Annotated in this window: 28 protein-coding genes; 8 read left to right on the top strand and 20 right to left on the bottom strand. The window is 52.4% G+C overall.

Translation table 11 applies throughout. The features are described from left to right. Positions 1 to 174: 174 nt before the first annotated feature. Entirely contained in the window at positions 175 to 405 is a 231-nt protein-coding gene (locus tag J7I43_RS20770) for a helix-turn-helix domain-containing protein (RefSeq protein ID WP_236023445.1), read from the bottom strand. A gap of 340 nt (positions 406 to 745) precedes the next feature. Here J7I43_RS20770 and J7I43_RS20765 point away from each other — a divergent pair, with 340 nt between their 5' ends. Genes J7I43_RS20765 through J7I43_RS20750 form a run of 4 tightly spaced genes read left to right on the top strand, consistent with a single transcriptional unit; the run spans position 746 to position 2,142 of the window. Further along, complete coding sequence (locus tag J7I43_RS20765; protein WP_209147785.1) at positions 746 to 973, top strand: hypothetical protein; 228 nt, start codon at positions 746 to 748, stop codon at positions 971 to 973. 33 nt (positions 974 to 1,006) lie between these two features. Further along, complete coding sequence (locus J7I43_RS20760; RefSeq protein ID WP_209147784.1) at positions 1,007 to 1,225, top strand: hypothetical protein; 219 nt, start codon at positions 1,007 to 1,009, stop codon at positions 1,223 to 1,225. A gap of 6 nt (positions 1,226 to 1,231) precedes the next feature. Next, complete coding sequence (locus J7I43_RS20755; protein WP_209147783.1) at positions 1,232 to 1,708, top strand: antitoxin Xre/MbcA/ParS toxin-binding domain-containing protein; 477 nt, start codon at positions 1,232 to 1,234, stop codon at positions 1,706 to 1,708. 11 nt (positions 1,709 to 1,719) lie between these two features. Continuing rightward, the gene (locus tag J7I43_RS20750; protein WP_209147782.1) at positions 1,720 to 2,142 is read left to right on the top strand and encodes a hypothetical protein; all 423 of its coding nucleotides are present in this window, start codon (positions 1,720 to 1,722) and stop codon (positions 2,140 to 2,142) included. Here the strand turns inward: J7I43_RS20750 and J7I43_RS20745 are convergent, their stop codons facing one another. The 15 genes from J7I43_RS20745 to J7I43_RS20675 form a co-directional block, all read right to left on the bottom strand. Further along, complete coding sequence (locus J7I43_RS20745; RefSeq protein ID WP_209147781.1) at positions 2,143 to 2,712, bottom strand: hypothetical protein; 570 nt, start codon at positions 2,710 to 2,712, stop codon at positions 2,143 to 2,145. 11 nt (positions 2,713 to 2,723) lie between these two features. Continuing rightward, positions 2,724 to 3,671 (bottom strand): relaxase/mobilization nuclease domain-containing protein, encoded by a 948-nt coding sequence (locus tag J7I43_RS20740; protein ID WP_209147780.1) that lies wholly within the window; start codon positions 3,669 to 3,671, stop codon positions 2,724 to 2,726. Continuing rightward, the gene (locus J7I43_RS20735) at positions 3,661 to 4,008 is read right to left on the bottom strand and encodes a plasmid mobilization protein (RefSeq protein WP_209147779.1); all 348 of its coding nucleotides are present in this window, start codon (positions 4,006 to 4,008) and stop codon (positions 3,661 to 3,663) included. Before J7I43_RS20735 ends, J7I43_RS20740 begins: the two co-directional genes overlap by 11 nt. Positions 4,009 to 4,141: 133 nt before the next feature. Beyond that, positions 4,142 to 4,450 (bottom strand): hypothetical protein, encoded by a 309-nt coding sequence (locus J7I43_RS20730; RefSeq protein ID WP_209147778.1) that lies wholly within the window; start codon positions 4,448 to 4,450, stop codon positions 4,142 to 4,144. 30 nt (positions 4,451 to 4,480) lie between these two features. Then, positions 4,481 to 5,443, bottom strand: coding sequence for a toprim domain-containing protein (locus J7I43_RS20725; protein ID WP_209147777.1), 963 nt, complete (start codon positions 5,441 to 5,443; stop codon positions 4,481 to 4,483). After that, positions 5,440 to 5,760 carry a helix-turn-helix transcriptional regulator gene (locus tag J7I43_RS20720; protein WP_209147776.1) on the bottom strand — a complete coding sequence of 107 codons (321 nt, stop codon included), beginning with the start codon at positions 5,758 to 5,760 and terminating at the stop codon, positions 5,440 to 5,442. Before J7I43_RS20720 ends, J7I43_RS20725 begins: the two co-directional genes overlap by 4 nt. A 108-nt stretch (positions 5,761 to 5,868) precedes the next feature. Then, on the bottom strand, positions 5,869 to 6,861 hold the full coding sequence (locus J7I43_RS20715) for a hypothetical protein (RefSeq protein ID WP_209147775.1): 993 nt from the start codon (positions 6,859 to 6,861) through the stop codon (positions 5,869 to 5,871). A gap of 73 nt (positions 6,862 to 6,934) precedes the next feature. Continuing rightward, a complete protein-coding gene (locus tag J7I43_RS20710; RefSeq protein ID WP_209147774.1) occupies positions 6,935 to 7,279 on the bottom strand; it encodes a helix-turn-helix domain-containing protein in 345 nt (114 codons plus the stop codon). Continuing rightward, positions 7,251 to 8,414 (bottom strand): tyrosine-type recombinase/integrase, encoded by a 1,164-nt coding sequence (locus J7I43_RS20705; RefSeq protein ID WP_209147773.1) that lies wholly within the window; start codon positions 8,412 to 8,414, stop codon positions 7,251 to 7,253. Before J7I43_RS20705 ends, J7I43_RS20710 begins: the two co-directional genes overlap by 29 nt. Further along, on the bottom strand, positions 8,411 to 8,806 hold the full coding sequence (locus J7I43_RS20700; RefSeq protein WP_209147772.1) for a helix-turn-helix transcriptional regulator: 396 nt from the start codon (positions 8,804 to 8,806) through the stop codon (positions 8,411 to 8,413). The genes J7I43_RS20705 and J7I43_RS20700 overlap by 4 nt, the downstream gene beginning before the upstream one ends. Positions 8,807 to 9,072: 266 nt before the next feature. Continuing rightward, entirely contained in the window at positions 9,073 to 10,455 is a 1,383-nt protein-coding gene (mnmE, locus tag J7I43_RS20695; protein WP_209147771.1) for a tRNA uridine-5-carboxymethylaminomethyl(34) synthesis GTPase MnmE, read from the bottom strand. 80 nt (positions 10,456 to 10,535) lie between these two features. Beyond that, the gene (locus J7I43_RS20690; protein WP_209147770.1) at positions 10,536 to 11,372 is read right to left on the bottom strand and encodes an energy transducer TonB; all 837 of its coding nucleotides are present in this window, start codon (positions 11,370 to 11,372) and stop codon (positions 10,536 to 10,538) included. A 48-nt stretch (positions 11,373 to 11,420) separates the two neighbouring features. Further along, on the bottom strand, positions 11,421 to 12,008 hold the full coding sequence (locus tag J7I43_RS20685; protein WP_209147769.1) for an ExbD/TolR family protein: 588 nt from the start codon (positions 12,006 to 12,008) through the stop codon (positions 11,421 to 11,423). A gap of 39 nt (positions 12,009 to 12,047) precedes the next feature. Next, entirely contained in the window at positions 12,048 to 12,713 is a 666-nt protein-coding gene (locus tag J7I43_RS20680) for an ExbD/TolR family protein (RefSeq protein ID WP_209147768.1), read from the bottom strand. A 68-nt stretch (positions 12,714 to 12,781) separates the two neighbouring features. Then, positions 12,782 to 13,636: a MotA/TolQ/ExbB proton channel family protein gene (locus tag J7I43_RS20675; protein WP_209147767.1), complete on the bottom strand. Its 855-nt coding sequence runs from the start codon at positions 13,634 to 13,636 to the stop codon at positions 12,782 to 12,784. A gap of 582 nt (positions 13,637 to 14,218) precedes the next feature. Between J7I43_RS20675 and J7I43_RS20670 the strand changes: the two genes are divergently transcribed. Next, entirely contained in the window at positions 14,219 to 16,780 is a 2,562-nt protein-coding gene (locus tag J7I43_RS20670) for a zinc-dependent metalloprotease (protein WP_209147766.1), read from the top strand. Positions 16,781 to 16,957: 177 nt separating this feature from the next. Here J7I43_RS20670 and J7I43_RS20665 read toward each other — a convergent pair whose 3' ends face one another. After that, the gene (locus J7I43_RS20665; protein WP_209147765.1) at positions 16,958 to 17,521 is read right to left on the bottom strand and encodes an HPP family protein; all 564 of its coding nucleotides are present in this window, start codon (positions 17,519 to 17,521) and stop codon (positions 16,958 to 16,960) included. Positions 17,522 to 17,585: 64 nt separating this feature from the next. Between J7I43_RS20665 and J7I43_RS20660 the strand changes: the two genes are divergently transcribed. Both J7I43_RS20660 and J7I43_RS20655 read left to right on the top strand, forming a co-directional pair. Further along, a complete protein-coding gene (locus tag J7I43_RS20660) occupies positions 17,586 to 18,617 on the top strand; it encodes a LacI family DNA-binding transcriptional regulator (RefSeq protein ID WP_209147764.1) in 1,032 nt (343 codons plus the stop codon). Between the two features lie 27 nt (positions 18,618 to 18,644). Next, complete coding sequence (locus tag J7I43_RS20655; protein WP_209147763.1) at positions 18,645 to 19,463, top strand: hypothetical protein; 819 nt, start codon at positions 18,645 to 18,647, stop codon at positions 19,461 to 19,463. Between the two features lie 74 nt (positions 19,464 to 19,537). On the opposite strand, the gene J7I43_RS20650 is transcribed toward J7I43_RS20655, so the two are convergent. Both J7I43_RS20650 and J7I43_RS20645 read right to left on the bottom strand, forming a co-directional pair. Next, complete coding sequence (locus J7I43_RS20650; protein ID WP_209147762.1) at positions 19,538 to 20,953, bottom strand: alpha-L-fucosidase; 1,416 nt, start codon at positions 20,951 to 20,953, stop codon at positions 19,538 to 19,540. Positions 20,954 to 20,966: 13 nt separating this feature from the next. Then, entirely contained in the window at positions 20,967 to 23,525 is a 2,559-nt protein-coding gene (locus tag J7I43_RS20645; RefSeq protein ID WP_209147761.1) for a beta-mannosidase, read from the bottom strand. Positions 23,526 to 23,592: 67 nt separating this feature from the next. On the opposite strand from J7I43_RS20645, the gene J7I43_RS20640 reads away from it, so the two are divergent. Next, on the top strand, positions 23,593 to 23,769 hold the full coding sequence (locus tag J7I43_RS20640; protein ID WP_209147760.1) for a DUF6728 family protein: 177 nt from the start codon (positions 23,593 to 23,595) through the stop codon (positions 23,767 to 23,769). A 3-nt stretch (positions 23,770 to 23,772) separates the two neighbouring features. Here the strand turns inward: J7I43_RS20640 and lpxB are convergent, their stop codons facing one another. Continuing rightward, a complete protein-coding gene (gene lpxB, locus J7I43_RS20635) occupies positions 23,773 to 24,873 on the bottom strand; it encodes a lipid-A-disaccharide synthase (protein WP_209147759.1) in 1,101 nt (366 codons plus the stop codon). Positions 24,874 to 24,878: the final 5 nt, after the last annotated feature.

Genomic DNA, 24,878 nt, shown 5'->3' with positions numbered 1-24,878 from the left:
AATATTTTAATGTTGCTTTATCTATCAAGCAAAATTGGATTCAATCTTATCTATTTAATAAATGAAGTACTATTGAGGTAACTTAGGTGGTTAACTAATAAAGATAGGGGTAAATATTTCCTATGAATATAAGGAATTTATCTAAAGTCAAAAAAATAATACCGCAATGTCAAACTAGAATGCATCCTTAGGCAAAAAGTCCCTTGGTGAACACTTTAGAACTTTTGCAATCTCGTTTATGTGCCTTAGGTTATATTTTGAACTTCTTTTGGTTGTTTCAATATTGGCAATAAAGCCTTCGCTATAACCTAGCAAATGCGCAAGTTGCTCTTGCGATATCCCCAGTTTCTTTCTCCGCTCCCTAACCGCATCGATTACATATTGTTCAATTGGTGCCAATTCCATGTGTAAAAGGATTTGGGGCGAATCAACGGCACCCAAAGAATAAATTTACACGTCTATAGACTAGGGAATGGAAATAATTCGTATATTCGAGTTACAATTACCCTAAATGGCATCCTCAAAAAATGCCTGGGGAAAATATTAGCTTTGCAGCTTTAAGATATTAAGCGCATAGCCCGTATTCTCGTTCCAGACCCGCGAAAGAAGGAACACGAGAGGAAGGCTTGCCCGCGTTCGTGCGCGGGCTCTTCTTGTCCGTGTTCCAATCCTCGCGGGTCTGGGCGGCAGGTTGAGTACCGCGCTTTTTTTATGCCGGTACCCCACCCATAAAAAAACCGGCCTTATGCAGAAATCCACCTACATCAAGGAAAAGGTAGAGGAGTTAGCCAGGCTGCTCCTCCCACTGGGAATCTCCCACATCACCATCTACATCACCGGCAGTCGGGATCTGTTCTCGCCCGCCCTTCCGATCTCCCGTCTCCAGTTCAACGGCAGCGAGCTTCTATTCCAGGAGATGAAAAATAATTGGGAGATCCCGATAACTGTCATTTTTAAGGCCAATTCCATCTGAAATTAGATCCATCGTTCATTAATCCAAATCGCTATGAACAGAAAGACAAACGAACTGAAAGCGGTATCGCAGCATTTCAAAGACCTGGAGGACAAGTTCCGGAAACGGGTCTGCAAAGAACTGGCTTGGCGGAAGGCGACTTTCCACAAGAAACAGAAGAACGCCGCCAGCTTTAGCCAGATAGAAGTAGAAACCATTAAAGGCATCGGCTGGGAACTGGCCGACGAACTCCGCCGGAAAATCGCAAAATAAACGCTCATGGAACACAAACCCGATCAGTCTGCCCGCCGTGGCCGCGGGAGACCAAAACTCAATGAAAACTACATCCCGGAATACCCGGCAGATTTTATACCCTTTTACCGTAACCTTTCCTTCATCGAAAGGGAGAAAGTAGTCAGGACGCGATTGACAAAAAAGCACCTTGTCTGTATAAAAGAGGCACTAAGCATTGACTATGATACGCTTGCGGATCTGTTAGGCGTTACAGACCGCGTCCTTCATTTGCGAAAGGACAACGAACCCTTTAGCCGGTTGATCAGCGATAAAATCGCTTCGCTACTGGAGCTTTACTGCTACGGGCTGGATGTCTTTAACGACCCCAAGCAATTGAAGGGCTGGCTCTCCAGCCCCAGCGAGTCCCTCAACAACCGCCGCCCCTTCGACCTGATAAAGACGCATCCGGGATTGCTCAAAGTCCGTGACCTCATGCACCGGATGCGCCTTGGTCAATACTAAACCGCTGCAACATGAAACTCTACCGCCTGGCTCACCACAATATCGCCTACCGTCTCCGGGACCAGCCGGAAGCTGGATTCATGCTATCCAAGGCCGGACCCTATTTCTCGGCTTTCGATTCTGTGGCCGCAGCCATTCTCGAAAGCCATATCTACCGGGAATGTCACGTTCTGCCAGCCTCAATGCGGGTGGTAGAATACAATCTCCCCGACGACTGCCGGATTATTGAAAAGCGATGCCGATTGCGACCCGCTACCGCCTCTATCTCTGATTTGGAATTAGGGGAGTCTGCCCACCAATTTCTTGAGGGAGGGATTAGCCTCGTTGCATCCTTTATGTCCAATTATTGGCGTGACCAAACCATTTTCCTGATCAATCCCCGAAATCCCGATTTTAAAGAACTCACGGTAACGATGGTTTCCCCATGCGTTTGATCACCGGCCAAAACCCTTGCGCTTTAATCGATGGGCTTCTTCCAGCGTCCGCCAATATGCTTCACGGGCCTGCTCCACCTGCACGATGCTATCCCGCAACCCGGCAGGATCCAGTCGCACCAGGCTGTCGACTTTCCTCAATGCTTTACCGTCAAACTCCCCTGTCATCAATTGTAACATCCGGATTTTCGTATCTGCATCCCTATACTCCTTCCCCGCTCGAGAAGATTGAAACCAACCGCCCACCGCTAATGAAAATCCGATCAACAAAGCAACAGTCGCCCACAAGATTTTGGGAAAATGGTGGTGATGCTCTTGCTGCAACGGCTTCGCCAAATCATGCCGGAGCTGCGCCACAAGTCCCCGCACTCCTCTAATGTCCTGCGATAACTGCCCCACATCACGGGACGAAGTTTCCAGGCTTTTCAACAACGAATTGGCGGTACGGTCCAGGGCATCCACCTTTATCAAAGCTGCTTTGATATCCGCAAGCACTCCCGACTGTCGTCCCATATCCTCGCGGATCTCATGCAGATCCTTCGACATAATATTTACAAATACCTCATCCATGACTTATTGTTTTAACGACTTAAACCACTACGTCTCTTTTTCTTCCTGGCCTCCTGCAACAGTTCATACGGGATTTGATTATTGACATATTCCGGTTTGAACAACTCCTCCAGTATGCCTGTCATGACCGACGCCACCTCCTTCATAGGCACTTCCTTAACAAAAGAAAACCCGGAGGAAGATTGCTGAAGGGGAATCAGCCGGGGGCTATTTCCGGAATCCTGAGAAATACGCTGCTTCGATGCCATAGCCCTTTGGAGGTTGGCGAGGGAAAACCTCCGGTCAACAGCACTCCCCTTAAAACAGAAATCCCTGACCTTAAAACTGATCCCCTGCGGCTCGCGCGTCCCGCTGCGGAACTTGACCACTGTCTCAACACCTCTCACCTTCAGCCGCCGCGTCAATTCATCGAGGTCGGGGCACCCCTTCAGGCTGCTGGTGATGGCGGAATAAATCCGGTACCGGATCTGCTCCGGCTCACTCATGGCCTTGATCTGTATACGGGAGATATCTTTTTTTTCTGCTGGCCGTAACCCGAAATCCCGGGTCAGTTCCTGGGCGGCAGCTTTCGCCCGCCTGCCGATCATGCTGTCGGAAATCGCCTTGCCCTGGAAGTTCACACGGTTGGCGATGATGTGGACATGCGGATGTTCGGTGTCGGTGTGGCAGATGACAGCGAATTGGGTATCGACCATCCCGATCTTTTCCAGGTACTTCCCGGCCAGCTCTTCCATCAATTCATCCGTCACCTTTTCGCCCGGGGGAAAACTAAGGACGGCATGAAAGCAGGGCCGGGAAATCGTCCGGCGAAGCTCGGCCTGTGCCTCGAAATCGTCCGCCATCAATCGCGGGCAATGGTCGCGGATTCCATCAGCGGCCAGGACATACGCCCCGTCTTTCCCCAACACGTACTGGCAGATCCGCCGGAAACTGGCGCTGCTGATTACCTTACTGATCATCCCGCAGCCGTTTTATTTGCCCGTCGAAGAAGGTGATAATTTCCGACAGCTTGGTGTACAGCGGAAGGATTCCCTGCCGATTGACGGCTTTGGCAACCTGGTTCAGGTTCGTCGAAATGCCGATCACTTCCCGGAAAAAGGTGTGGTCTTTTAGCTGCGGCCGTGCGATTATCTTTGCTTTTATCGCAGCGTCCCGGATAAACTGCGCGAGGTTCATACCTGCTTCCCGGGATCTTCGCATCAAAATGTAAAACTCCGCATCGGTGAGCCGGATGCTGACCCTTTTTTCTTTTTTCACCGGTAATCGCGGCCGTCCGCCTTTTTCACTATCGCCCATTCTGCACAATTTTTCGATTCAAAAATCCCCCCTTGCGACCAACGGGAGCAAGGGGCAAGCGGTTTTCGGCATCCGAAAACACCGCTTGCAATTCCAATATCCGCCCCGATGAGGCCAAAACAGCCCACCGTCCCTACCGGATGGCATCGTGGTTGAAAACCTTTGGATTCGCGACGCCATGGCGGCGCAGATTGGCCTTCAGGTTCATCCACAACTGGATGTTATAATCCGCGATCTCCTCCAGATCGTTGGCGGAAAGGTTGTGAACGTTTATCACTTTCCCGTCGGGATCGTTGGGCCCTTCAGTCCCGGAGAAGGAAAAAATATTCGGGGCGCAGCCTTCCCCGATCTCCAGTCCTTTGGAAATCGCGATACTACTGCCATACAATCGCACCTGCCTGCCGCTTGCGAGCGACAGCAGCTTCTTACGCAGTTCTGCCATTTCAATAGATTTTTAAGATAAGAGAATAGATCAGCGGATTCTCCGGCCGGGATTCCGGAGCTGGTTGGAGTTGTCGTCACCGGGAAACTTCCGCTGGAGTTCCCGGGCCAGTTGTTGCGCATCCGAAAGTTTGGGATAGACCGAGACGAACCATTCGTTCAGATCCTTCGCACCTTTGTAAAAGTCACTCCCATCCCGCGCGGCCGAATGATCCTGGATCACCTGTTCCGTTGCCCGTCGACCTGCGGGATCGTGATCGAGGTACAGCGTCACGGATGGGTATTGCCGGATGACCGGCAGGCTCTCCCGGAGAAATGCAACGGAGTTCAGGATAAGACAACTGGAAGGCGAAAGCCCGAATTGTTCCTCCAATACCTTGAAAGAAAGGAAGTCGAAACAACCTTCAAATACCCTCAGTTCCCGCGAACCCTCCTGGAAGAGCGTGATCCCCTTCGGGGAATTGCTCAACTTGATCAGGGCGTTCCGCAACTCGAAGCCGCCTTTGTCATTCTTGAACCCGATAGCGTAATAGTCCTTTTTACCCAACCGGTAGACAACTTCCCGGCAATACCTGTTCGCCAGTTCCAGCGGAATCCGGCGACGGTCGAGGTAATCGATCAACGCCGGGGCCGTGATCGGCCTCTCGGCCCGGATGTGGATCTTTGGTTCTTCATGGGAAGCCTGCGCCGGGGTGGCATGGTGCTGGCCGAGCTGCCCATGAAAAGAAAGTTCGTGGTCGAATTTGGAAAGAAAGGTGGGGATATCGCATTTATAATATGCCATCCCGAAATCGATGATCGTCCCGCCAACGGCTTCCCCGAAATCATACCACAAATTCTTCTGCCGGTCCACTTTTAAGGAGGCCGTCTTCTCCGACCGCAACGGCGACAGATACCAGGCTTCCCGCTCGTTCTTCCGCTCTGGCGTAAATCCAAGCGAAGCGAGGAACTCCACCAGGTCGATCTTCTTCACGTCTTCAATGTTCACACTCATAACCGTTGTTTTTCTGATTCAAGTAAAGGGGATTCGCTGCCGTGGGAACGCAGCCGCTTGATATCTTCCTCCAGTTCCGACCGGTAGAAGACTTTCTTCCGTGGCCCGAGGTCATGCCGGCGGACGACCGCAGCTTCCACATACTTCCTAAGCGTCGGTTTGGACACGCCCAGGAACTTGCACGCATCGCGAATGGACAACGGCGTTTCCGAGACTTTCGGGGCGGGGAAACAGTTCTTCAAACATGCGATCACGATGGACTCGATGAAAAGCCGGGCCTCGTCCAGGCTCAATCCCACAAAATGCAATTGACTCATAATCCATTTTTTTGTTTCATGGGCAAATTGCACCCGGGGCGCGCTGGAATAAGGCAAATAGCAGCAACGAACAGAAAAACCAGCAAATGATTTGAAACTGGACGTGATTCACTTGCCCTTCCTTTTCGCTAAATAACTGTCTATCAGATTGATAACAGGCTCCACCGCTCTGCGGGCTTTCCGCTCTTTCTGCCGCTCGATGGAGGTATTGATCCGGGAAAAACCAGCAAGTTTCTTTCCTGCACTATCATAAATATGCACCATCCGGTCGATAACTTCCCATGAAACCGCCAACCCTTTCTGCTTGAGTTCCCGGAAAATGACCCAATAATATTGCTGATCCGCCAGCTCGTTCCGTAGCAGTTCTATCACCGGCGACCCATCTTCCCGGAAGGCTTTCCGGAAATCCTCAAACTCCTTTGCTTCCCGGAAATGCGGTGTAAATAATTCATAAAGCCCCCGGATCACTTCGTTTTGCTGGCTGGCGGTCAGGTCGTCGGACAACTTCAAGTAGGTATATTGGCTGGCTTCCCGTTGCCGCTTCGCGGGCTTGGGTTCTGGAATAATGGGTTCCGGCATGGTTCCACGGTCGGACAAAAGGGTTTGGACATGGGCAAGCATTCTCGCCCGTTGCGCCCCGTCGATCTCCATGATCTTTCGGAAATCGTCGCATTTCAGGAAGTTGGTTTTCTTCAGCAATGCCCATTGCTGATAATAGTCGGCGGATTTCAGGTCGTATTGATAGGCGTGGGGAAACTCCTTTAACTCCTGCTCGAGGAAATGGAGCTGATAGGTCTGCAACTTTTCCAACGCCGGGAATATCTGGATGATCCAAATCGAATCCTGGAGATTGAAATACAAATACCGGTTGAACCAATGAAAATGCAACAGGAAGGTTTCGAGGTGGAATTTATAAGGGCATTTGAGAAAGGAAAGACAATAGTGATTGTGCAAAGCGAACTTCGCCAACTTATCGAAATCACGGCCGATCGTGAAAGCCTGCTTCTTCTGGTCATCGTAAGGCACGTCCCTGATAAACGCATTGGTTTCCTTCATACGCACATAGAACGGCACATCCTTTACATCATCGAGGTGGGTCATGGTGTAAGGTTTTTCGGGGGATATGATGTATGAATATACGAAAATCGGCCGTCAGGGGCAAACGGCCATCGGGTTAACCGCGGAGCTGGTTGTCCTGGAGGTAGCGGGTCACGTAATCATCAACGGAAATGCCGCTCCCCTTGTCGTACTGCTTCATGCATTGCAAGATGTCGGACTTACGGAACTTGTAATGCTTCCCCAGCTTGGAGTACGGCAGCTCTCCGCGGGAACATTTGCTATACACGAGGCTCACATCGATCCGGAGGAAATCCGCAACCTCTCGGGCCGACATGATATGTTCCTCCTGCGGAGGCTGTCCCGTACCGCGCGCCACTTCCACCAGTTCGGCCAGCATGGACTTCATCTGCTGGATGTCCGCCTCCATGTTTTCAATCCGCTGTTCCAATTCCTCCGTCATCATTCGGTTTCGGTTTAAGGTTATAGTTGAGCTTCATCGCCGCCTTCACCCGGTTGGAGTCGGGCACCTGCGCGTAGATCTGCGTGGTCTTGACGTGCTTATGGTTGAGCATCTTGCTTACGACGTAAATATCCTCGCCCTTCTCGATCAGGCTGGTGGCGTACTTATGCCGCCAGTTGTGAAACTTGGCCTTGTCCTTCATCCCCACGCTCGAGAACCACTCCTTCAGCTTCGTGCGGGTGCGGCTATAGTTCAGGTCGGGAAAGACGAGCGCCTCCTTCTCCCCGCGCGGCCCCAACAGATCGACGGCCTGCTGGCTGACGTAATGTTTGAACGACCGCTCCGGCTTGGGATCGATGATATGGAAGTACCAGGCTTCTTGCCCATTGGAATAATGGAGGTCGCCCCATTTGAGAATCCGCAGCGCACTGAACCGAAAACCTGTCATCAACGCGAACAGCGACGAACGATAAACGAGCTCGTCCTCGCAGGGGTTATCCAGCAGGAGTTGCAATTCCTCGTCGTCGATGATCTCGCGCGGCGAATCGACGTTGCTGATACGTGGCACCCGTAGCGTGTAATCTTCCTGCAAATACTTATCACGAAACGCCGTCTGCACGATCAGCGCGAATTTATCATAGTACGACGCAGCGGAGTTCTGATTGAGCTTGACCTTCTCCGATTTCAGCGAAGTCGTTAAAAGGAGAAAGGCTTTGAACTTCTTGAGAAATTCTTCGTCGAGGTGCCGGAAACGGAAGTGATCGCCCACAAATTTCTTCAGGTATTTGATCGCCGTTTCGTAATGCATGGTGTCTACCTTCTCGCGCTGTTTCGCACGGATGAAATTGAGGGCATACGTGTAGAAGTCCGCCTCCAGCGCGTCCTGGTTGAAAAGCCCGTTAGCCTCCAGCATCAGCGCGTTCATCCGTTTGAGATAGATCTTTTCCGCGATCTCCATGCAAAGACTGTTCTCCTTTTTCTGCAAGGAAGTCACCGGGTTCTTGTACAGGTACAGGCCCAGCTTCTCGCGTCGCGTATACGCTTTCTTCTGCGGGTTCCACACGGCCGGAAAGTAATCGATATACAGGCTGAGCCGCCCGCTCTTCAGTTCCGTCGATCTCAGTTTTCCTCTCATACCGTACTGTATTTACGAACGATGAATTGAATAACCGTTTCCCGGTGAAACAGGAGGTTCCGCCCGATCCTGATCTTCGGGAACTCCGGGTCTTTGATCAGCCGGAAGAGCGTCCGCTCACTGAGGTTCGTGACCTGGGCCAGTTGCTGGATGGTGATCAGATCGCCCATACCCGCCGGAGCTTCGGCCTTCACCGCGCCGACTTTTTCAACCGGCGGCAAACTGTCTACAACTGCCGGGGCCTCCGCCTTCTTCAACCGCTCCCGCTTCTCCCGCAACTTGTAATTCCGTTGCGCGCAGATCAACGAACAATACTTCGTCGTCGCTTTCTGTGCGATGAAGATCTCGTTGCAATGCTCGCAGACTTTCTTGATCCGTTGGTTGCTGCTCATGGACAAAAAGTTAAGTGTTCGAAATGCCCAAAACTGACCCTGAAAGACGCGAAGTGTCAATAACCGCCAATTACTGCCTGATACTGACAATTTCTCCTTATCTCCCCATCATGTTTTGTACTGTTTCATCTCAAAACAATACTAAGCCTTTTCAAAACACGAGCAAAATAAAACAGGAACAAAAAAGGGCAATCCGCTGGATTGCCCTACTGGTATACATTACGTTAGATAAACAAAGAAAATTTAAAGCAATTAAAAACAAGCCGCTACTTCCCGATACAAAACTTCGAAAAAATATAATCCAACCTATCCTCATTTGTCACCTCGCCGGCGATATCCGCCAGGTAATGCAAACACCTGCGAATATCAAGCGCCAGCAAATCTCCCGGCAAACCCGCGTCCATGCCGCCTTTTACGTCGCGTAAAGAAGTGAGCACTTCCTGCAGCGCGGAATAATGGCGAACGTTGGTGATGATCGTGTTTTCGGTGTTGACGGCGCCGCCCATTACCTGGTGCATCAGCTGGTCTTTAAGCATTCCGATCTGCGCGTGGTCGCGGGCGGAAATAAAAATGATGTTGGGGATAAGCGCGAACTTTGCGCGGGTTTCTTCGGCGCCTAGCACGTCGGTTTTGTTACCGACCAGCAGGTAAGAAATTCCTTCGTTATCAAAAGCATGTACCTGTGCGAGCAGATCGTCTACCGTGAGCTCGGCCACATCGAAAAGATAGATCACGATGCCGGCTTCGCGCATTTTTTCGAGCGACTTCTGCACGCCGATGCTTTCGATGGTATCGGTGCTTTCGCGGATGCCCGCGGTGTCTATCAGGCGGAAAAGAATACCGCCGATGTTGAGCACTTCCTCGATCGTGTCGCGCGTGGTGCCGGCGATGTCGCTGACGATGGCCCTGTTTTCGTTCAGAAGGGTGTTGAGGAGGGTAGACTTCCCGGCGTTGGGGCGGCCGATGATAGCGGTGTTTACGCCGTTTTTGATGACGTTGCCGACTTTGAAGGAAGTAACCAGTTTCTCCACCTCCAGTAGCGCCTCGTTCACCAGGGCGTACAAAGCGGTACGGTCGGCGAACTCCACGTCTTCCTGGCTGAAATCCAGCTCCAGTTCGATGAGGGCGGAAAATTTGATAAGCTGCTCGCGCAGCGCCTGCAGTTCACGGGAAAAACCGCCGCGCATTTGCTGCAGGGCAGTTTGATGACTGGCGGCTGTATTGCTGGCGATCAGGTCGGCAACGGATTCGGCCTGTGTGAGGTCGAGCTTGCCGTTGAGAAAGGCGCGCTGGGTGAACTCGCCGGGTTTTGCCAGGCGCGCGCCCGATGCGATGCAGGCTTCTACGATCTGCTGCTGGATATAGGGCGAACCATGACAGGAGATCTCCACCACCTCTTCGCCCGTATAAGACCGCGGGGCGCGGTAAAGGCTCACCACCACTTCGTCTATCACCCGGCCCTGGAAATGCAGGCCGCCGAAATGCAAAGTGTGCGTAGGCTGCGCGGTAAGGTCTTTGGAGGGGAAAAGCGTATCCGTGATCGAAACGGCCGCGGCGCCGCTAAGCCGTATCACGGCAATGGCGCCCACCCCGGGTGCTGTGGCAATGGCAACAATGGTATCGTCATGACCGCCTAACTTTCCTATCATGGGCCAAAATTAACCAAAAAAAATTCCCCCGGCAGGAAAGCCGGGGGAACTTATATTTCATACTAGCTTGAGACTAAATACTACTCCTGAAGGGTAAAGCGGATCGGCAGGTTGAACTGCACAGATACCTGGCGTCCGTTCTGTCTGCCCGGTTTCCATTTGGGCATTTTTTTCACCACGCGGATGGCTTCGTCTTCAAGACCGCCGCCTTTGGGTGCGCCTACAGTTTTTACGTCTTTGATGTTGCCTTCAGAATCAACAACGAAGGATACGAACACTGTACCGGAGATACCGTTTTCAGTTGCCAGATGCGGATAACGGATGTTATTGCTCAGGAACTTGTTGAGGGCTTCATCACCACCCGGGAAGGTCGGAGGTTGCTCCACGAACGTGAAGATCTCTTCTTTCGGGGGAGGCGGCGGAGCGTCTACAACGCCGGTACCTTTGGAATCGTTGATCAGGCCCGGGTCGATACCGTTAGGATCGCCTTCCACTGTTTTGGTGGATACGGCTTTATCCTTGATCTCGTCGAGTTTCACCAGCTCTTCCTCGGCTTTTACTTCTTCATCTTTTTTGATCACCGGCGGCGTGAACTGCACGGAAGGCTTCACGGGCGGCGGTGGTGCGGGCGGAGGCGGAGGGGGCGGCGGAGTTTTCGGGTCGTCCGGTAACTTCACGTCCTCCAGTTTAATATCCTCGATTACAGGTTTGGTGTTCTTATCTGCGTCGCTGCCTTTCAGATTGAGATAAATGAAATAGCTTCCGACGATCAGCAAGGCCAATGCAGCTGTACCCAGAATAGAGTTCCGCACGCGCCTGTCGTACTTCTTGCGAAGTTCATAAGCGCCGTAGTTCTTGTTCCTGTCTTCAAACAGGATGTCAAGAAAGTCGGACTTAAGGATTTTAGCTGAATCCATTGTTACATGTTTATTGATGGATGCAAAAAAATTAGTTTTTCCATAATCTTACTGGATGCCGTTGGTGGCTTCAGTAGATTTGATCCATTGCTTGTCCTGGTCGCTGATATCCACTGTTGCATAACGCTGGATACGGTTGATTGCCATTTCATCCAATAAATCTACAAAGTTCTGGTAAGTGGCGCCGTCATCTGCTTTGATGATCACCACTACGTCTTCGGGCTCGCCTTTAAAGTTCCGCAGCCTGGCTACTTCATCGCGCTTCTTGATGATCACGTCGCGGATGCCGCCGGTATTGGCAAACGAAGTTGCTTTAAAGAAGTCCGGGTTGCTGGAGGCATTGGGGTCTTGCGCCAATCCCTCGTAGTAGTAAACCTGGTTCTTCTTGCCAAGGAGGATCGTGAGAGCGGTGCTTTCCTTCACCTTGTTCTGCTCTTCCTGCTTCTCAGTATCCTTCGGCATGATCAGATCCATGGTCTTGGGCTTAGACATGGTGGTGGTCAACATGAAGAAGGTGATCAGCAGAAACCCGAGATCCACCATCGGAGTCATGTCTACACGGGTAGAAAGTTTTTTGCCTTTCGTTCCACCGTGTTTACCGCCACCGCCCTTACTACTGGTATCCATTTCAGCCATGGTAGCAATTTTTTTTTGGTCTGTTAATGTTGTTTACTCTTATTCGGCCGCAGGATCGTTCTGATGCTCGGCTTCATAGATCGCAGCAGCGGAGCCCGCCGGCTTGGCTTCCAGGTTGGTCACCAGGTTCAGCTTCTGGATCTTCTTCTCTTTGAAGGTATCCAGCACCCGTTTGATCACCGGGTAAGGCGTTTCATTGTCTGCTTTGATGCAATATTTCAGCTTGTTGTTATTTCCCTGTACGGCACGGGCGTATTCGATCCAGATCGCGAGCTCGTTGTTGGTCGAGTCCATCGGTATACCGGTTTCGATCTTGGAATTCTTACGCTGGTCCGCGGTCATGGAAAGAACTTTCCCGAGGTTCTTGAAATCCGTACCAATGCTGGAGCCCACCTTGAAATTCCGGATCTCGGTAGGGGTAAGGTTCAGCTTGAAGTTGGTATTCAGGTCCTCGATGAGTTGTTGTCTTTTCGGCTGGTCGTCCATGCTGAAGAAAACCCTTCCGTCTTTATCCACCGTCAGCAGGATCACATGGGAATCCGGCAGCAACTGCGTGTTGATAGAAGACGGAGTAACCACAGCCACCGGTTCGTCCGGTTTGAACTTGGTTGCCAGCATGAAGAAGGTCAGCAGCAGGAACGCAACGTCGCACATCGCAGTCATGTCGATGAGGGTGCTTTTCCTGGGCATTTTTACCTTTGGCATCTTACTCCTTTTTTTGGTTCACTTAATTAGATTCAATTCTCCGCAGATTCCACACTATAATTTACGAATTATTTGTGGTTGGCTGCGAAAGACTGTGTCAAAGTAAAGCCAGATTCGTCGATAGCGTAAGTGATGCTGTCGATATTGGTAGTGAAGTAGTTGTACATGATGATCGCGATAGCGGAAGTACCGATACCTAAAGCCGTGTTAATCAAGGCCTCAGAGATACCAAGCGCCAGTGCTGCAGAATCGGGAGCGCCGCTGGAAGACATCGCGGAGAACGCCTTGATCATCCCGAGTACCGTACCGAACAGGCCCAGCAGGGTGGCTACGGAAGCGATGGTGGACAGGAACACCAGGTTCTTTTCCATCATCGGCAGTTCCAGCGCGGTGGTTTCTTCGATCTCGTTTTTGATGGTCAGGATCTTCTGCTCGGTGTCCAGCTCGGTGTTGCCGATCATTTCCTTGTACTTTTTCAGGCCGGCTTTCAGCACGTTGCCTACGGAGCCTTTCTGTTTGTCACACTCAGCCAGGGCTGCGTCAACGTTTTTGTTAGCCAGGTGATACTGCACTTTGCGCACCAGTTCGGAACCGCTGAATTTACCTTTGGCTTTAGCCAGGTACAGGAAGCGCTCGATCACGAAAGTAAGGCAGATCAACAGGGTTGAGATCAGGATAGGCACGATCGCGCCGCCTTTGTGTACAGTACCAAACCATTTGCCGATACCTGCTTCAACCGGGTGGTTCTCAGGATTGCCGCCCTGGAAGTTCGCCGGGTTGCCCAAAATGAAAATGTAAAAGATGTACCCGATAGCAATACAAATGGGCACAGCCAGGATCGCAAATAAGTTAGAAGACTTCTTGGCCTGATGAGAGGATGTTTTGGCAGCAGCTGCAGTCACAGTTGTTTTAGTCTCAGCCATGTTGATTGAATTTTAGTGTTAAAAATTAAACTGTTTGTTTGTTAGTAATTAAGATTTAGATCGCATTTTTCTCAAACCCACAAAGATAACCGGCTTATAACCAGTGATTCGCAAAGTTATAAGCCTTACTCAAAAAAACAAGTGTCACCCAAGAAATTTAACCATACCGCACAAAGCCCCGTGAATAGAGCATTTCCACCTTTCACATTTATTGAGCAAACACTTAAATACGTAAAACAAATAATATAAACCGTACCGTCCTCTCACAACTCCGCCCTCACTGTTAAGGGAAATCGATTGATTTTTTTTCAAAGTTGGACGCACAATTTAAGAAAATTTTCAAATGTTCCAACAAAAATTTAATTCATTGTTTAACCGCGGGCTACCTTCACTAGCGTGGAGTTTCAGTCGTTGGCATGGCAATTTATGTTCTCACATCCGTTTCCGGCAATTTACGGCTTTTTCTTTCCGTTCCTACCCTTGTTTCGCACATTTATGGATTTTTATCTGTTAATTTAACACTTATCCCTTTCTTTGTCCATATTAATTCCTTTACAAATCAATAAAACCACCAACAAACCAATGCATTCACAGAGCAAACTGACTGCGGCGGTGACAGGCCTGATCTGCGCTGCCGTCATGTTCTCCCCCTATACCGCCGGGGCACAGAGAAAGAAAAAAAACGACAAATCCACGCCTGCAGCAACCGCACCAGCCAAAGACACCACCAAACCTGCCGGCCGGCCTCCCGGCCCCCCGAAGCCCGCTCCCAAAAAGTTCGCGGAAGTGATCAACGCCAGTGCCAAAGCCGATTCAGGGATGTTCAACATCTACAAACAGGACGATAAGTTCTTCGTAGAGATCCCGGACAACCTGCTCGGGAGAGACGTCCTCGTGGTGAGCCGCATGTCCAAAGCCCCCGCAGGCCTCCGTGTAGGCATGTTCGGCTTCGGCGGCGACCAGATCAACGAAAACGTGATCCGCTTCGACAAAGGGCCCAACAACCGTGTTTTCCTCAAGAACATTTCCTTTTCGGAGCGTTCCAAAGATTCCACGCAGCCCATGTATTTGTCCGTGCTTAATTCCAACATCCAGCCCATCGTTGCTTCCTTCGACATCAAAGCTTTTTCGAAAGACAACAACGGCGTAGTGCTGGACCTTACCGATTATATCAACGGCGATAACGACATCCTGTTCTTCGATTCCGGCCTGAAAGGCTCTATCAAGCTGGGCGCTCCCCAGGCGGATAAATCCTATATCCAGGACGTGCGCTCCTACCCGGGCAACGTGGAGATCCAGACCGTTAAGACCTACACCAAAAGCGGCTCCTCTCCCGCCCCCGGCATGCCTCCCGTTGGCGGCGGCTTTGCCACCCTGGAGCTGAACAGCTCCCTCGTTCTGCTGCCCGAAGTGCCCATGCAGCCGCGTTACTTCGATCCGCGCGTGGGTTTCTTCGCCACCAGCGTTACCGACTTCGATGCAGACCCCCAGGGCGTTAAAAGGCTCACCATGATCACCCGCTGGCGCCTGGAGCCCAAACCCGAAGACGTGGAGAAATGGAAAAAAGGCGACCTCGTGGAACCCAAAAAACCCATCGTATTTTATATCGATCCCGCTACCCCGGCCAAATGGCGCAAATACCTCATCCAGGGTGTGAACGACTGGCAGGGCGCTTTCGAACAGGCCGGTTTCAAAAACGCCATCTATGCTAAAATGGCGCCCACCAAACAGGAAGATTCCACCTGGAGCCTGGAAGACGCGCGTTATTCCGCCATCGTGTACAAACCTTCCGAAGTGCCCAACGCCTCCGGCCCGCACGTGCACGATCCCCGCTCCGGCGAGATCCTCGAAAGCCACATCAACTGGTATCACAACGTAATGCGCCTGCTGCGCAACTGGTATTTCATCCAGGCTTCGCCTAACGACGAGCGCGCGCGCAAAATGAGCTTCGACGACGAGCTGATGGGCGAGCTGATCCGTTTCGTGTCTTCCCACGAAGTGGGCCACACCCTCGGCCTGCGCCACAACTTCGGCTCCAGCTCCACTTACCCGGTGGAGAAGCTGCGCGATAAGAACTGGGTTAAAGAGAACGGCCATGCCGCTTCCATCATGGACTACGCCCGTTTTAACTACGTAGCGCAGCCGGGAGACGGCATTTCCGGCGCTGATCTTTATCCCCGCATCAACCATTACGATAAATGGGCGATCGAATGGGGTTACAAGGCCATTCCCGGCACAGACGAAAACTCCGAAAAAAGCACCCTCAACAAATGGGTAGTAAATAAACTGCAGGATAAAAAGTACTGGTTCGGCACCGAAACCAACCCGGACGATCCGCGCAGCCAGAACGAAGACCTCGGAGACGATGCCATGAAAGCGAGCGGCTATGGCCTGAAGAACCTTCAGCGCATCATGCCTAACCTCATGGCCTGGACCCGCACCGAAAACGAAGGTTACGCCAACCTGGGCGAACTGTACAATGAAGTGCTGGGCCAGTATACCCGCTACATGGGCCACGTGGCCAAAAACGTGGGCGGCATTTACGAAACGCCTAAAACCGTTGAGCAATCCGGCGCCATCTACGAGATCGTACCGAAAACAAAACAAAAAGAAGCCGTGAGCTTTCTCCAGGCGCAGCTGTTCACCACGCCTGACTGGCTGATCAATAAAGACATCCTGACGAGAGTGAAGGCCGATGCGCCCTCGCTGATCCTCAGCCGCCAGGAAGCCATCCTCGGCCGCCTGCTGAGCACTTCCACCCTCAACAAGATGCTCAACGCGGAAACCCTGGAGCCCGGCGCCTACAAAGCGTCTGAGTACCTGAGCGACCTGAAAAAAGGCGTGTTCTCGGAACTGGCCGCCCGCAAGCCGATCGATATTTACAGGAGGAACCTGCAGAAGGCTTACGTGAACGCGCTTGCCAACCTGCTCGAGAAGCCCAATACAACCGGCGTTCCCCCGCAGTTTGCAGCCATGTTCCCCAACCCGACCCGCAGCGACGCATCCAGCCTTGCCCGCGCGCAGCTCAGTTCCATCCGTTCTGAAGCCCGCAGCGCTGCTGCAGGTTCCGGAGACGCGATGACCCGCTATCACCTGCAGGACCTGGCAGACCGCATCAGCAGTGCGCTCGAGCCCAAATCTTAATACACACCGTCAACCATACGGCATAACAAAAAACCGCCCCGGCACGTTCCGGGGCGGTTTTTGTTTACGGCAAAAAGAAGGCCCGCCCGGTATCGGGCGGGCCTGTTATTTACCCTATACTAAAATAAAAGTACAGGGCAATATTATGGACTGGCTATGCATACTATCTGCGCAGTATTACCACCACCTTCCATGGGCGGGATAACTGCGGTTGCCGGGAATGTTATTGACGATAAAAGCCACCAGTATCAGCATAAAAACGCCGGAGGCCACCGGGCTCAGCACGTACAGGTACCCCAGCGCCCTGATCTTCTCGCTGCCCGCCACCGCCAGCAAAGCCGTGGCGCCGCCGGGCGGGTGCACCGTTTTGGTCACCTGCATCACCACAATGGAAAAAGCCACCGCCAGGGCGCCGGCCAGCCATTCCCACTCGGGGGAAGGCATCAGCATACAGGCCGTAACCCCGGTAACGGCGCTCAGGATGTGCCCGCCGATCACGTTGCGGGGCTGGGCCAGCGGGCTTTGGGTATGCCCGTAAATGAGTACCGCCGATGCGCCGAAAGAGCCCAGCACGAAGAGATTGTCCCGGGCGGGAAGGTAAAACTGGTTCAGCGCGCCGATGAGCCCTACCCCTAGCAAAGCGCCCAGGAAAGACCAGGCTATATCCTTTTTATCGACCAGCGTTTCACGATATATTACATACCTGGCTATCCTGTAAGTCCGTTTTATGTGATGCTTCATGGGGTGCAAAAATACACCTATCAATAAATTTTCTTAATATCGCCCTAAATCTACATGCCTCAACGTGAAAGAACGTCCTAACACCAACAAGATAACGATCTACGACATAGCACAGGCATTGGGGCTCAGCGCATCCACCGTTAGCCGCGCATTGCAGAACAATCCCCTGATCAACGAGGAAACCCGTTTAAAGGTGCAGGACACTGCCGCCGAAATGGGCTATGTGCCGAACTGGATCGCGTCGAGCCTGCGTAAAAAACGTTCCAATATCCTCGGGCTGATCGTGCCGAGAACCAGCATGTACTTTCAAAGCACCGCCATCAGCGGCATCCAGCACGAAGCCCACAAATACGGTTTCAGTATCGTGATCGGGCAGTCAGACGAAACGGTGGCCATGGAAAAAGAGTTGGTGCATACCTTCTTTTCGCTCAGGGTAGACGGGCTGCTGGCGGTTTCATCTATGTTCACCACCAACTTCGACCATTTTTCGCCCTTTATCCGCAACAACATACCGCTCGTATTTTACGACCGCGTGCCCATCGATTTCCCGGGCTACAGCATTACGGGAGACGATTTCAAAGGCGGGTTCCTCGCCACCGAGCACCTTATCAAACAAGGCTGCAAACGCATCGCGCATTTCTCCGGCCAGCTTACCTGCAACCTGTACCAGCAGCGCCTCGCAGGCTACAAAGCGGCATTAGCCAAATACAAGGTCCCTTTCGACGAATCCCTTATTTACGTACACAACCTCACCCTCGACGCCGGCGCCGAAGCCGCCCGGCAGATCTTTGCGCTGGACGAGCTGCCGGACGGCCTTTTTGCCGCCAACGACAGTTCCGCCGTGGCTTTTATCCAGGAAGCGCGCCGCAAAGGCATTAAAGTACCCGAACAGGTGAAAGTGGTGGGATACTCCAACGATCTCTCCAGCCGCATTATCAGCCCTTCCCTCACCACCATCGAACAAAGCGGGTACCGCATGGGCGAAAAGGCGGTGGAAACGCTGGTGCAGCTGATCAACAAAGAGGAAAAGATCAAAGTCACCAAAAATTACGTATTTGAAGTAGAGCTTATTCCACGGGAATCGTCTCAGCGTTAGTTCTAATAAAAAACCTACAACAACTTTATGAAACAGATCATCCGCATTTTATTACCGGTGCTGGCTGTGCTGGGCCTTGCCTCCTGCAGCCGCGACATCTACGTTCCCAACCAGGTGAACGCCCCGCTGTTAAAGGAAAAGAACGAGTTCAAAGCGAACCTTTCCCTTTCCAACTGGCAGGCCGCCTATGCCATTACCGACAACATCGCCGTAATGGTGAACGGTCAGTATGTGTCTCGCGGTATCTTTTTTGACGACGACAACGACACCGATAACGACGACCTTTTCATCGACAAAAACACCCGCGGCGGCATTATCGAAGGCGCAGTAGGTTTCTTCAAACCGCTGGACGCCCGCAAACGCATGATCTTCGACGTGTACGCGGGTTACGGCAACGGCGCTTTCAAAACCCTCGACGGCAATTTTAACTCCGCCGAGCCCGGCACCCCGGCCGGCAATTACACGCTGCGCACGCAATTCAACAAGTTCTTCGTGCAGCCCGCCATCGGTTTTTCGCACAAAGTGGTGGAAGCTTCTTTCACCTCCCGCTTTTCGCTCGTGAAATTTTACAACCAGAGCATGGGCGTGAACGTGTTTGAAAGCGACGAGAATCGCCGCCTCAACTTCATGCAGATCAGCGAAAAAGTAAGGCCCTTCTTCGAACCGGCGTTCACCATCAAAGCGGGTTACCGCTACGTGAAATGGTTCGGCCAGCTGATGTTCTCCGTACCGATGAACGACGAAACCTACAGCGGCTACGAAGTGAACGAATACTTCCAGCCGGTGTCGCTCACCATGGGCGTGTCCATCAACTTCGGGCAATGGGTGAGAGACGCGGGGAAATAACCGCCAATCTGAAAAAAACTAAAAGGCCGTCCCGAAACACCCGGGACGGCCTTTGTATTTATGCTACGTAAGATTTACTGTATCCTGATCGCAACAGCGTCTGTCCAGCCGCGTTTGCGGGCCGCAGCAGGCACCGTTACCGCGATGGCGTCGCCGTCCTGTTTCCACTTCAGCTTCCCTTTGTAGCCCAGCAATTCCATTTTAGCGCCCTTTTTAGGCGAAATGCCGGCGAAACGGATCACTTCCGGCAGCTGCGCTCCTGTTTCCATCAGGTAGATGGCATACACGGCGCTGCCGTCTTTTTTCTGCGTGAAACAAACGTTGCCGTTTTTATACGGCGCAATGTAACGCGTGCCGTAGATGGCTTCGCCGTTTACGTTCATCCATGCGCCAATGCTGTCCAGCTTGCGATACGCTTCGTCGTGCCAGGCGCCGTCCGGCCCGGGGCCGATGTTGAGCAGGTAGTTGCCGCCTTTCGCCACGATGTCTACCAGGTTATGCACCAGCCTGTTCACCGATTTGTAACGGTCGTCCGCCACGTAACTCCAGGAGCCGCCCATGGTCATGCAGGTTTCCCAGGGGTAATCCAGCGGTTTGTCCGGGATCTGCTGCTCGGGCGTGCGGTAATTTTCGAAAGGGCCGTGCACGCTTCTGTCCACCACGATCAGGCCGGGCTGGTTTTTCCGGGCCATAGCCGTGATGGCGGGCATGTTGATGTCCTGGTCCTGCGGGGGCGTTTTGCTCCAGCTGCGCGATTCCGCGGTTTGCATGCTCAGCGGGCGCACCCAGCCGCCGTCCAGCCAAAGAATGTCCACCTTTCCATAACCCGTCATCAACTCTTCGATCTGTTTGTAAGTGAAGTTCTGGAACGATTTCCAGCGCTCGGGATATTTGGCGATCTCGTAGCTGGGGTTGCGGTCTTTCGGCGGAAAATAGCTCCACCAGTAAGATTCCGCATGCCAATCCGGTTTGGAGAAATAGGCACCGATATGAATACCTTCTTTGCGGAAGGCGTTGAAGGTCTCTTTGGTCACGTCCGCCCGCGGGTCTTTGCTGAAAGGCACGTTGGGCGCGGTTATTTTGTAGTCGGACTGTTTGGTGTCGAACATGTTGAAGCCGTCGTGGTGTTTGGTGGTGAACACCATGTATTTCATGCCGGCTTTTTTTGCAGCCGCGGCCCATTTGGCGGGGTCGAAGTTCACGGGGTTGAAGGTGTTCGCCAAAGCTTCGTATTTCCGCACGTATTCGTAATAGGGTATGCCGGCGGGTTTGCGCTGCGTCCACCCTTCATCTTCCGGGCAAATGCTCCACGATTCCACTACGCCCCACTGGGAATAGGTGCCCCAGTGCATCATCAGGCCGAACTTCCAGTCCTGCCATTCGTCCAGCTTCTGCAATACAAGCGGGTCGGTTTCTTTCACGTAGGGCTCGTGCTGCGCCTGTGCGCCAAAAGCGGCCAGCATGAATGCGGATAAAATAATTTTCTTCATTTGGTTCACTGTTTTATTTGCACGCATTCGCGATATGCAGGATGCGTAATTGTTTGTTCACTTCCTGCGCGGACAGTCTGGTGTCCAGCGTCAGCGTCCGGGAAACGCCGGGCAGCAGGTCGAAATAATTATCTGAGAACGCCGATACGCCGTTATCGTCTTCCAGCAGGAGGCACACGTTTTTGGCAAGTTTGTCCGTGCTCACACGCACGGAAATTTTCCCCTCCGTTTCCATCACATGCGTGGTAATCACCGGCTCGGGCAGCTGCAGGTCCCGGGGCGCGACAAAATAAAATACATTCTCCGACACCGGCTGGTTGTTCTTTACCAGTTTGGTGTACAAAATTACCTTTTCCGGCGCCGTGCCGTTCAGCAGCGTTTCTTTCCGGATGCTGAGTACCACTTTGCTGGTATTGGCTTTTGCGGTGAGGGGAAGCGTGTTTTCGTGCAGTACTTTCCCTTCCGTGTCTATCAGCTGCGTGACCAGCTCCAGTTTTTCATCGCTCAGCAGGTCGTTTATCACAAAGGTCTTCAGCTCCCCGTTCTCCATCGTATTGCTGACCAGTATGGGCTTGTAGGCTTCCTTCACAAAATATTGCAGCGCCTTCCACCTTCCGAAATAATCGATGCCGCTCCAGGATGCGCCGGGCCAGCAGTCGTTGAACTGCCAGTACAGCGTGCCCATGCAAAACGGCATGTTCCTGCGGTGCGCTTCCATGCCCACTTTCATGCCTTCGGCCTGCAGCACCTGGCTGAGGTAAAGAAATGCGGGAAAATTGCGCGGTTCCCGGTAATAATGGTCCATGTAGGTTTTGATGGCTGCGTTGCCGCGGGTAAAACTTTTCTGGTGCGCCTGCATCACGAAGGAATTGATGTTCCACTGCGAACTGTCTGCATACGTGCGCACGGTGTTCAGCTCTGGGAACGACTGAAAGCCGTATTCGCTCATGAAACGCGGCACGTGCGTGTTCAGCGCTTCAAACCATTCCATGCCGTGCCATACGCCCCAGTAGTGATTGTCGCCGTGGCGGAAGTCTTCGGCTTTGCCCCAGTTGCTGATGGGGGACGACGGGAAATAAAACCTCCCCGGATCGTGCCGCTGTACTTCGTTTTTGAGAATATCCAGAAACAGCGTGTCGTATCCTTTCAGCATTTGCTGCCATTGTTCATCGGTGTAGGCGTAACCTTCTTTCCAGCCCCAGTTTTTGATCGCCACGGCAATTTCGTTATTGCCGCACCACAACGCCAGCGAAGGATGATTGCGCAGGCGCGTGATGTTGTATGCCGTTTCCTCCTTCACCTGTTCAAGGAAATCTTTATCGGAAGGATACAACGTGCAGGCGAACATAAAATCCTGCCAGACGAGGATGCCTTTTTCGTCCGCAAGTTCGTAGAACTGGTCGTTTTCATAAATGCCGCCGCCCCAAACGCGTATCATGTTGAAGTGCGATGCCTGCATGTCTTCAAACATTTTCCTGTATTTGCCGCGGCTGGTGCGCGGCAGGAAGTTGTCTGAAGGAATGTAGTTCGCGCCTTTCATAAATACGGGGTGACCGTTCACTTTCACATAAAAGCTGGTGCCCATGTCATCTTTTTCATTCACCACTTCCACCGTTCTCAATCCTATTTTGCGCCGCATCTGCTGCACGGTATCCTTCCCATACACTACCGAAACGGTGACAGGATAAAGGTGTTGCGTGCCCAGCCCGTTTGGCCACCAGCGTTTGGGTTTGGGGATAGTGAAGGAGATGGCGGTTTCGTTTGCGCCGGCAGACAGTGTTGCCGTAATGGTTTTGGTGTTGAAAGACTTATCCGCGCCCTGCACAACGAATTTATAAACGCCCGCTTGTTTTACGTCCAGCTTCAGCCGCGCTTCCATTTGCGCGGCAGCGTCGGTCAGCGTTTGTTGTTTGATCCATACGTCTTTCAGCTGCGCTTTGTTCCAGGCCACAAAATACACCGGCCGCCAGATGCCGCTGGTCACGTAACGCGGGCCCCAGTCCCAGCCGTAATGATAGGGCGCTTTGCGCGCGTATACGCTCAGCGGGATGTCGTCCGCATCGTTGCCCGCGGGATATACCAGCCGGTCTTTCATGAACTTCGGCATGTCGTGCGCGATCGGACTGTGAAAATAAATACGGAGGTGATTGAGGCCGGGCTTGAGCGCGGATTTCACCGGCACCTGTCTGCCCACGAACATATTCCCTGTTTGTAAGATCAGCTGATCGTTCAGATATACGTCCGCGTAGGTATCGAGCCCTGAAAAGTCCAGCGCCAGCTCGTCGTACTGGTCAAATGTTGCGGGTGGGACCAGCATGGAAGTGCGGTATTCCCAGTCTTTTTTATCGATCCATTGCAGGCCTTTTTCGTTGGCGCCGGCAAAAGGGTCGGGGATAAGCTGGTGGGCCAGCAGGTCTGTGTGCACGGTGCCCGGCACGGTGGCTTTCCGCCAGACGTTCTCATCTGTTCTCCTGAATTCCCACGCGCTGTCTATGGCCGCCCGCAACGGTTGTTGCGCGAAAGCGGGCAGGAAGGCAATTGTCAATAAAAGCCCCAATAGTAATAATCTCATGTTCACTGTTTATGCGGGATAAAAATAACAGTTATTGGCAAAATCGAAAATTGCGGATATTTGGGTTATGAAAAGCATCTGGCGCCAAATACTGCAATACCTGTTCATTAAAAAACGCGACAAGTCCGAGCCGCTGAACACCAATACGAAGCTGATGCACGGCATGAACCGGATCTCCATCATCGTGTTCCTCGTGGCCATTATCATTCTCCTGATCAGACTGATCAGGCATTTGATGCAATAGTTTTTATTTCACCGTCGAAACGATCGCTTCCGCTGCTTTGCGCGAAGCGGTGCCGTCGCCCAGCAGCGTCCACAACGTGGCGTAATCGGCTTTCATCTGCTGGTGGCGGGCGGTATCCTTTAAAATTAAGGTCAGTTCCTTGAGGAGATTTTCTTCCGTGAGGTCGTGCTGGATCAGCTCTTTTACGACGGGTTTATCCATGATGAGATTCACCAGGGAAATGTATTTCACCTTGATGAGGCGTTTGGCGAAGAAATAAGACACGGGGCTTCCTTTATAACACACTACTTCGGGCACGCCGAACAACGCGGTTTCGAGGGTGGCGGTGCCGGAAGTGACGAGCGCGGCGGTGGCCTGCAGCAGCAGCGGGTAGGTTTTTCCCTTTACGACGGACACGTTCGGGTAGGCCGCCGTGAAATGGTTGATGAAGCTGTCTTCCAGGCTTGGGGCCTGCGCCATGACGAACTGGTATTCCGGGAAATATTTGGCTACGGAAAGCATCACCGGCAGTTTTTTTTCCACTTCCTGCTTGCGGCTGCCCGGCAGCAGGGCGATGATGGGCTTGTCTGAGAACGGCGGTGGGGCGGGTGCTTCCCTGGCGGCTTTGACCGCTTCGATCAGCGGATGGCCGACATATTCCACTTCAAAGTCCCATTTTTTATAAAAATCCTTTTCAAAAGGAAGGATAACGAGCATTTTGTCCACCGTCTCACGGATCTTTTTCACCCGGCCTTCTTTCCAGGCCCATACCTGCGGGCTGATGTAATAGATCACTTTCAGGCCCTGCTGTTTGGCCCATTCGGCGATGCGGAGGTTAAACCCGGGATAGTCGATCAGTACAAGCACATCGGGTTTCCAGGCTTCGATATCTTTTTTGCAGAAATCCAGGTTTTTGAAGATGGTGCGCAGGTTCATCACTACTTCCACGAAGCCCATGAAGGCGAGCTCGCGGTAGTGTTTCACCACGGTGGCGCCGGCCTGTTCCATCAGGTCGCCGCCCCAGCAGCGGACGTCTGCCTGCGGGTCCTGCAGTTTAAGCTGTTTGATGAGATTGCTTCCATGCAGGTCGCCGGAGGCTTCCCCGGCAATTAGATAATACTTCATCCCTA

This window comes from Chitinophaga chungangae (genome assembly GCF_017742215.1).
Classification (GTDB): Bacteria; Bacteroidota; Bacteroidia; order Chitinophagales; family Chitinophagaceae; genus Chitinophaga; species Chitinophaga chungangae.
This window is presented reverse-complemented; position numbering and strand designations above follow the sequence as displayed.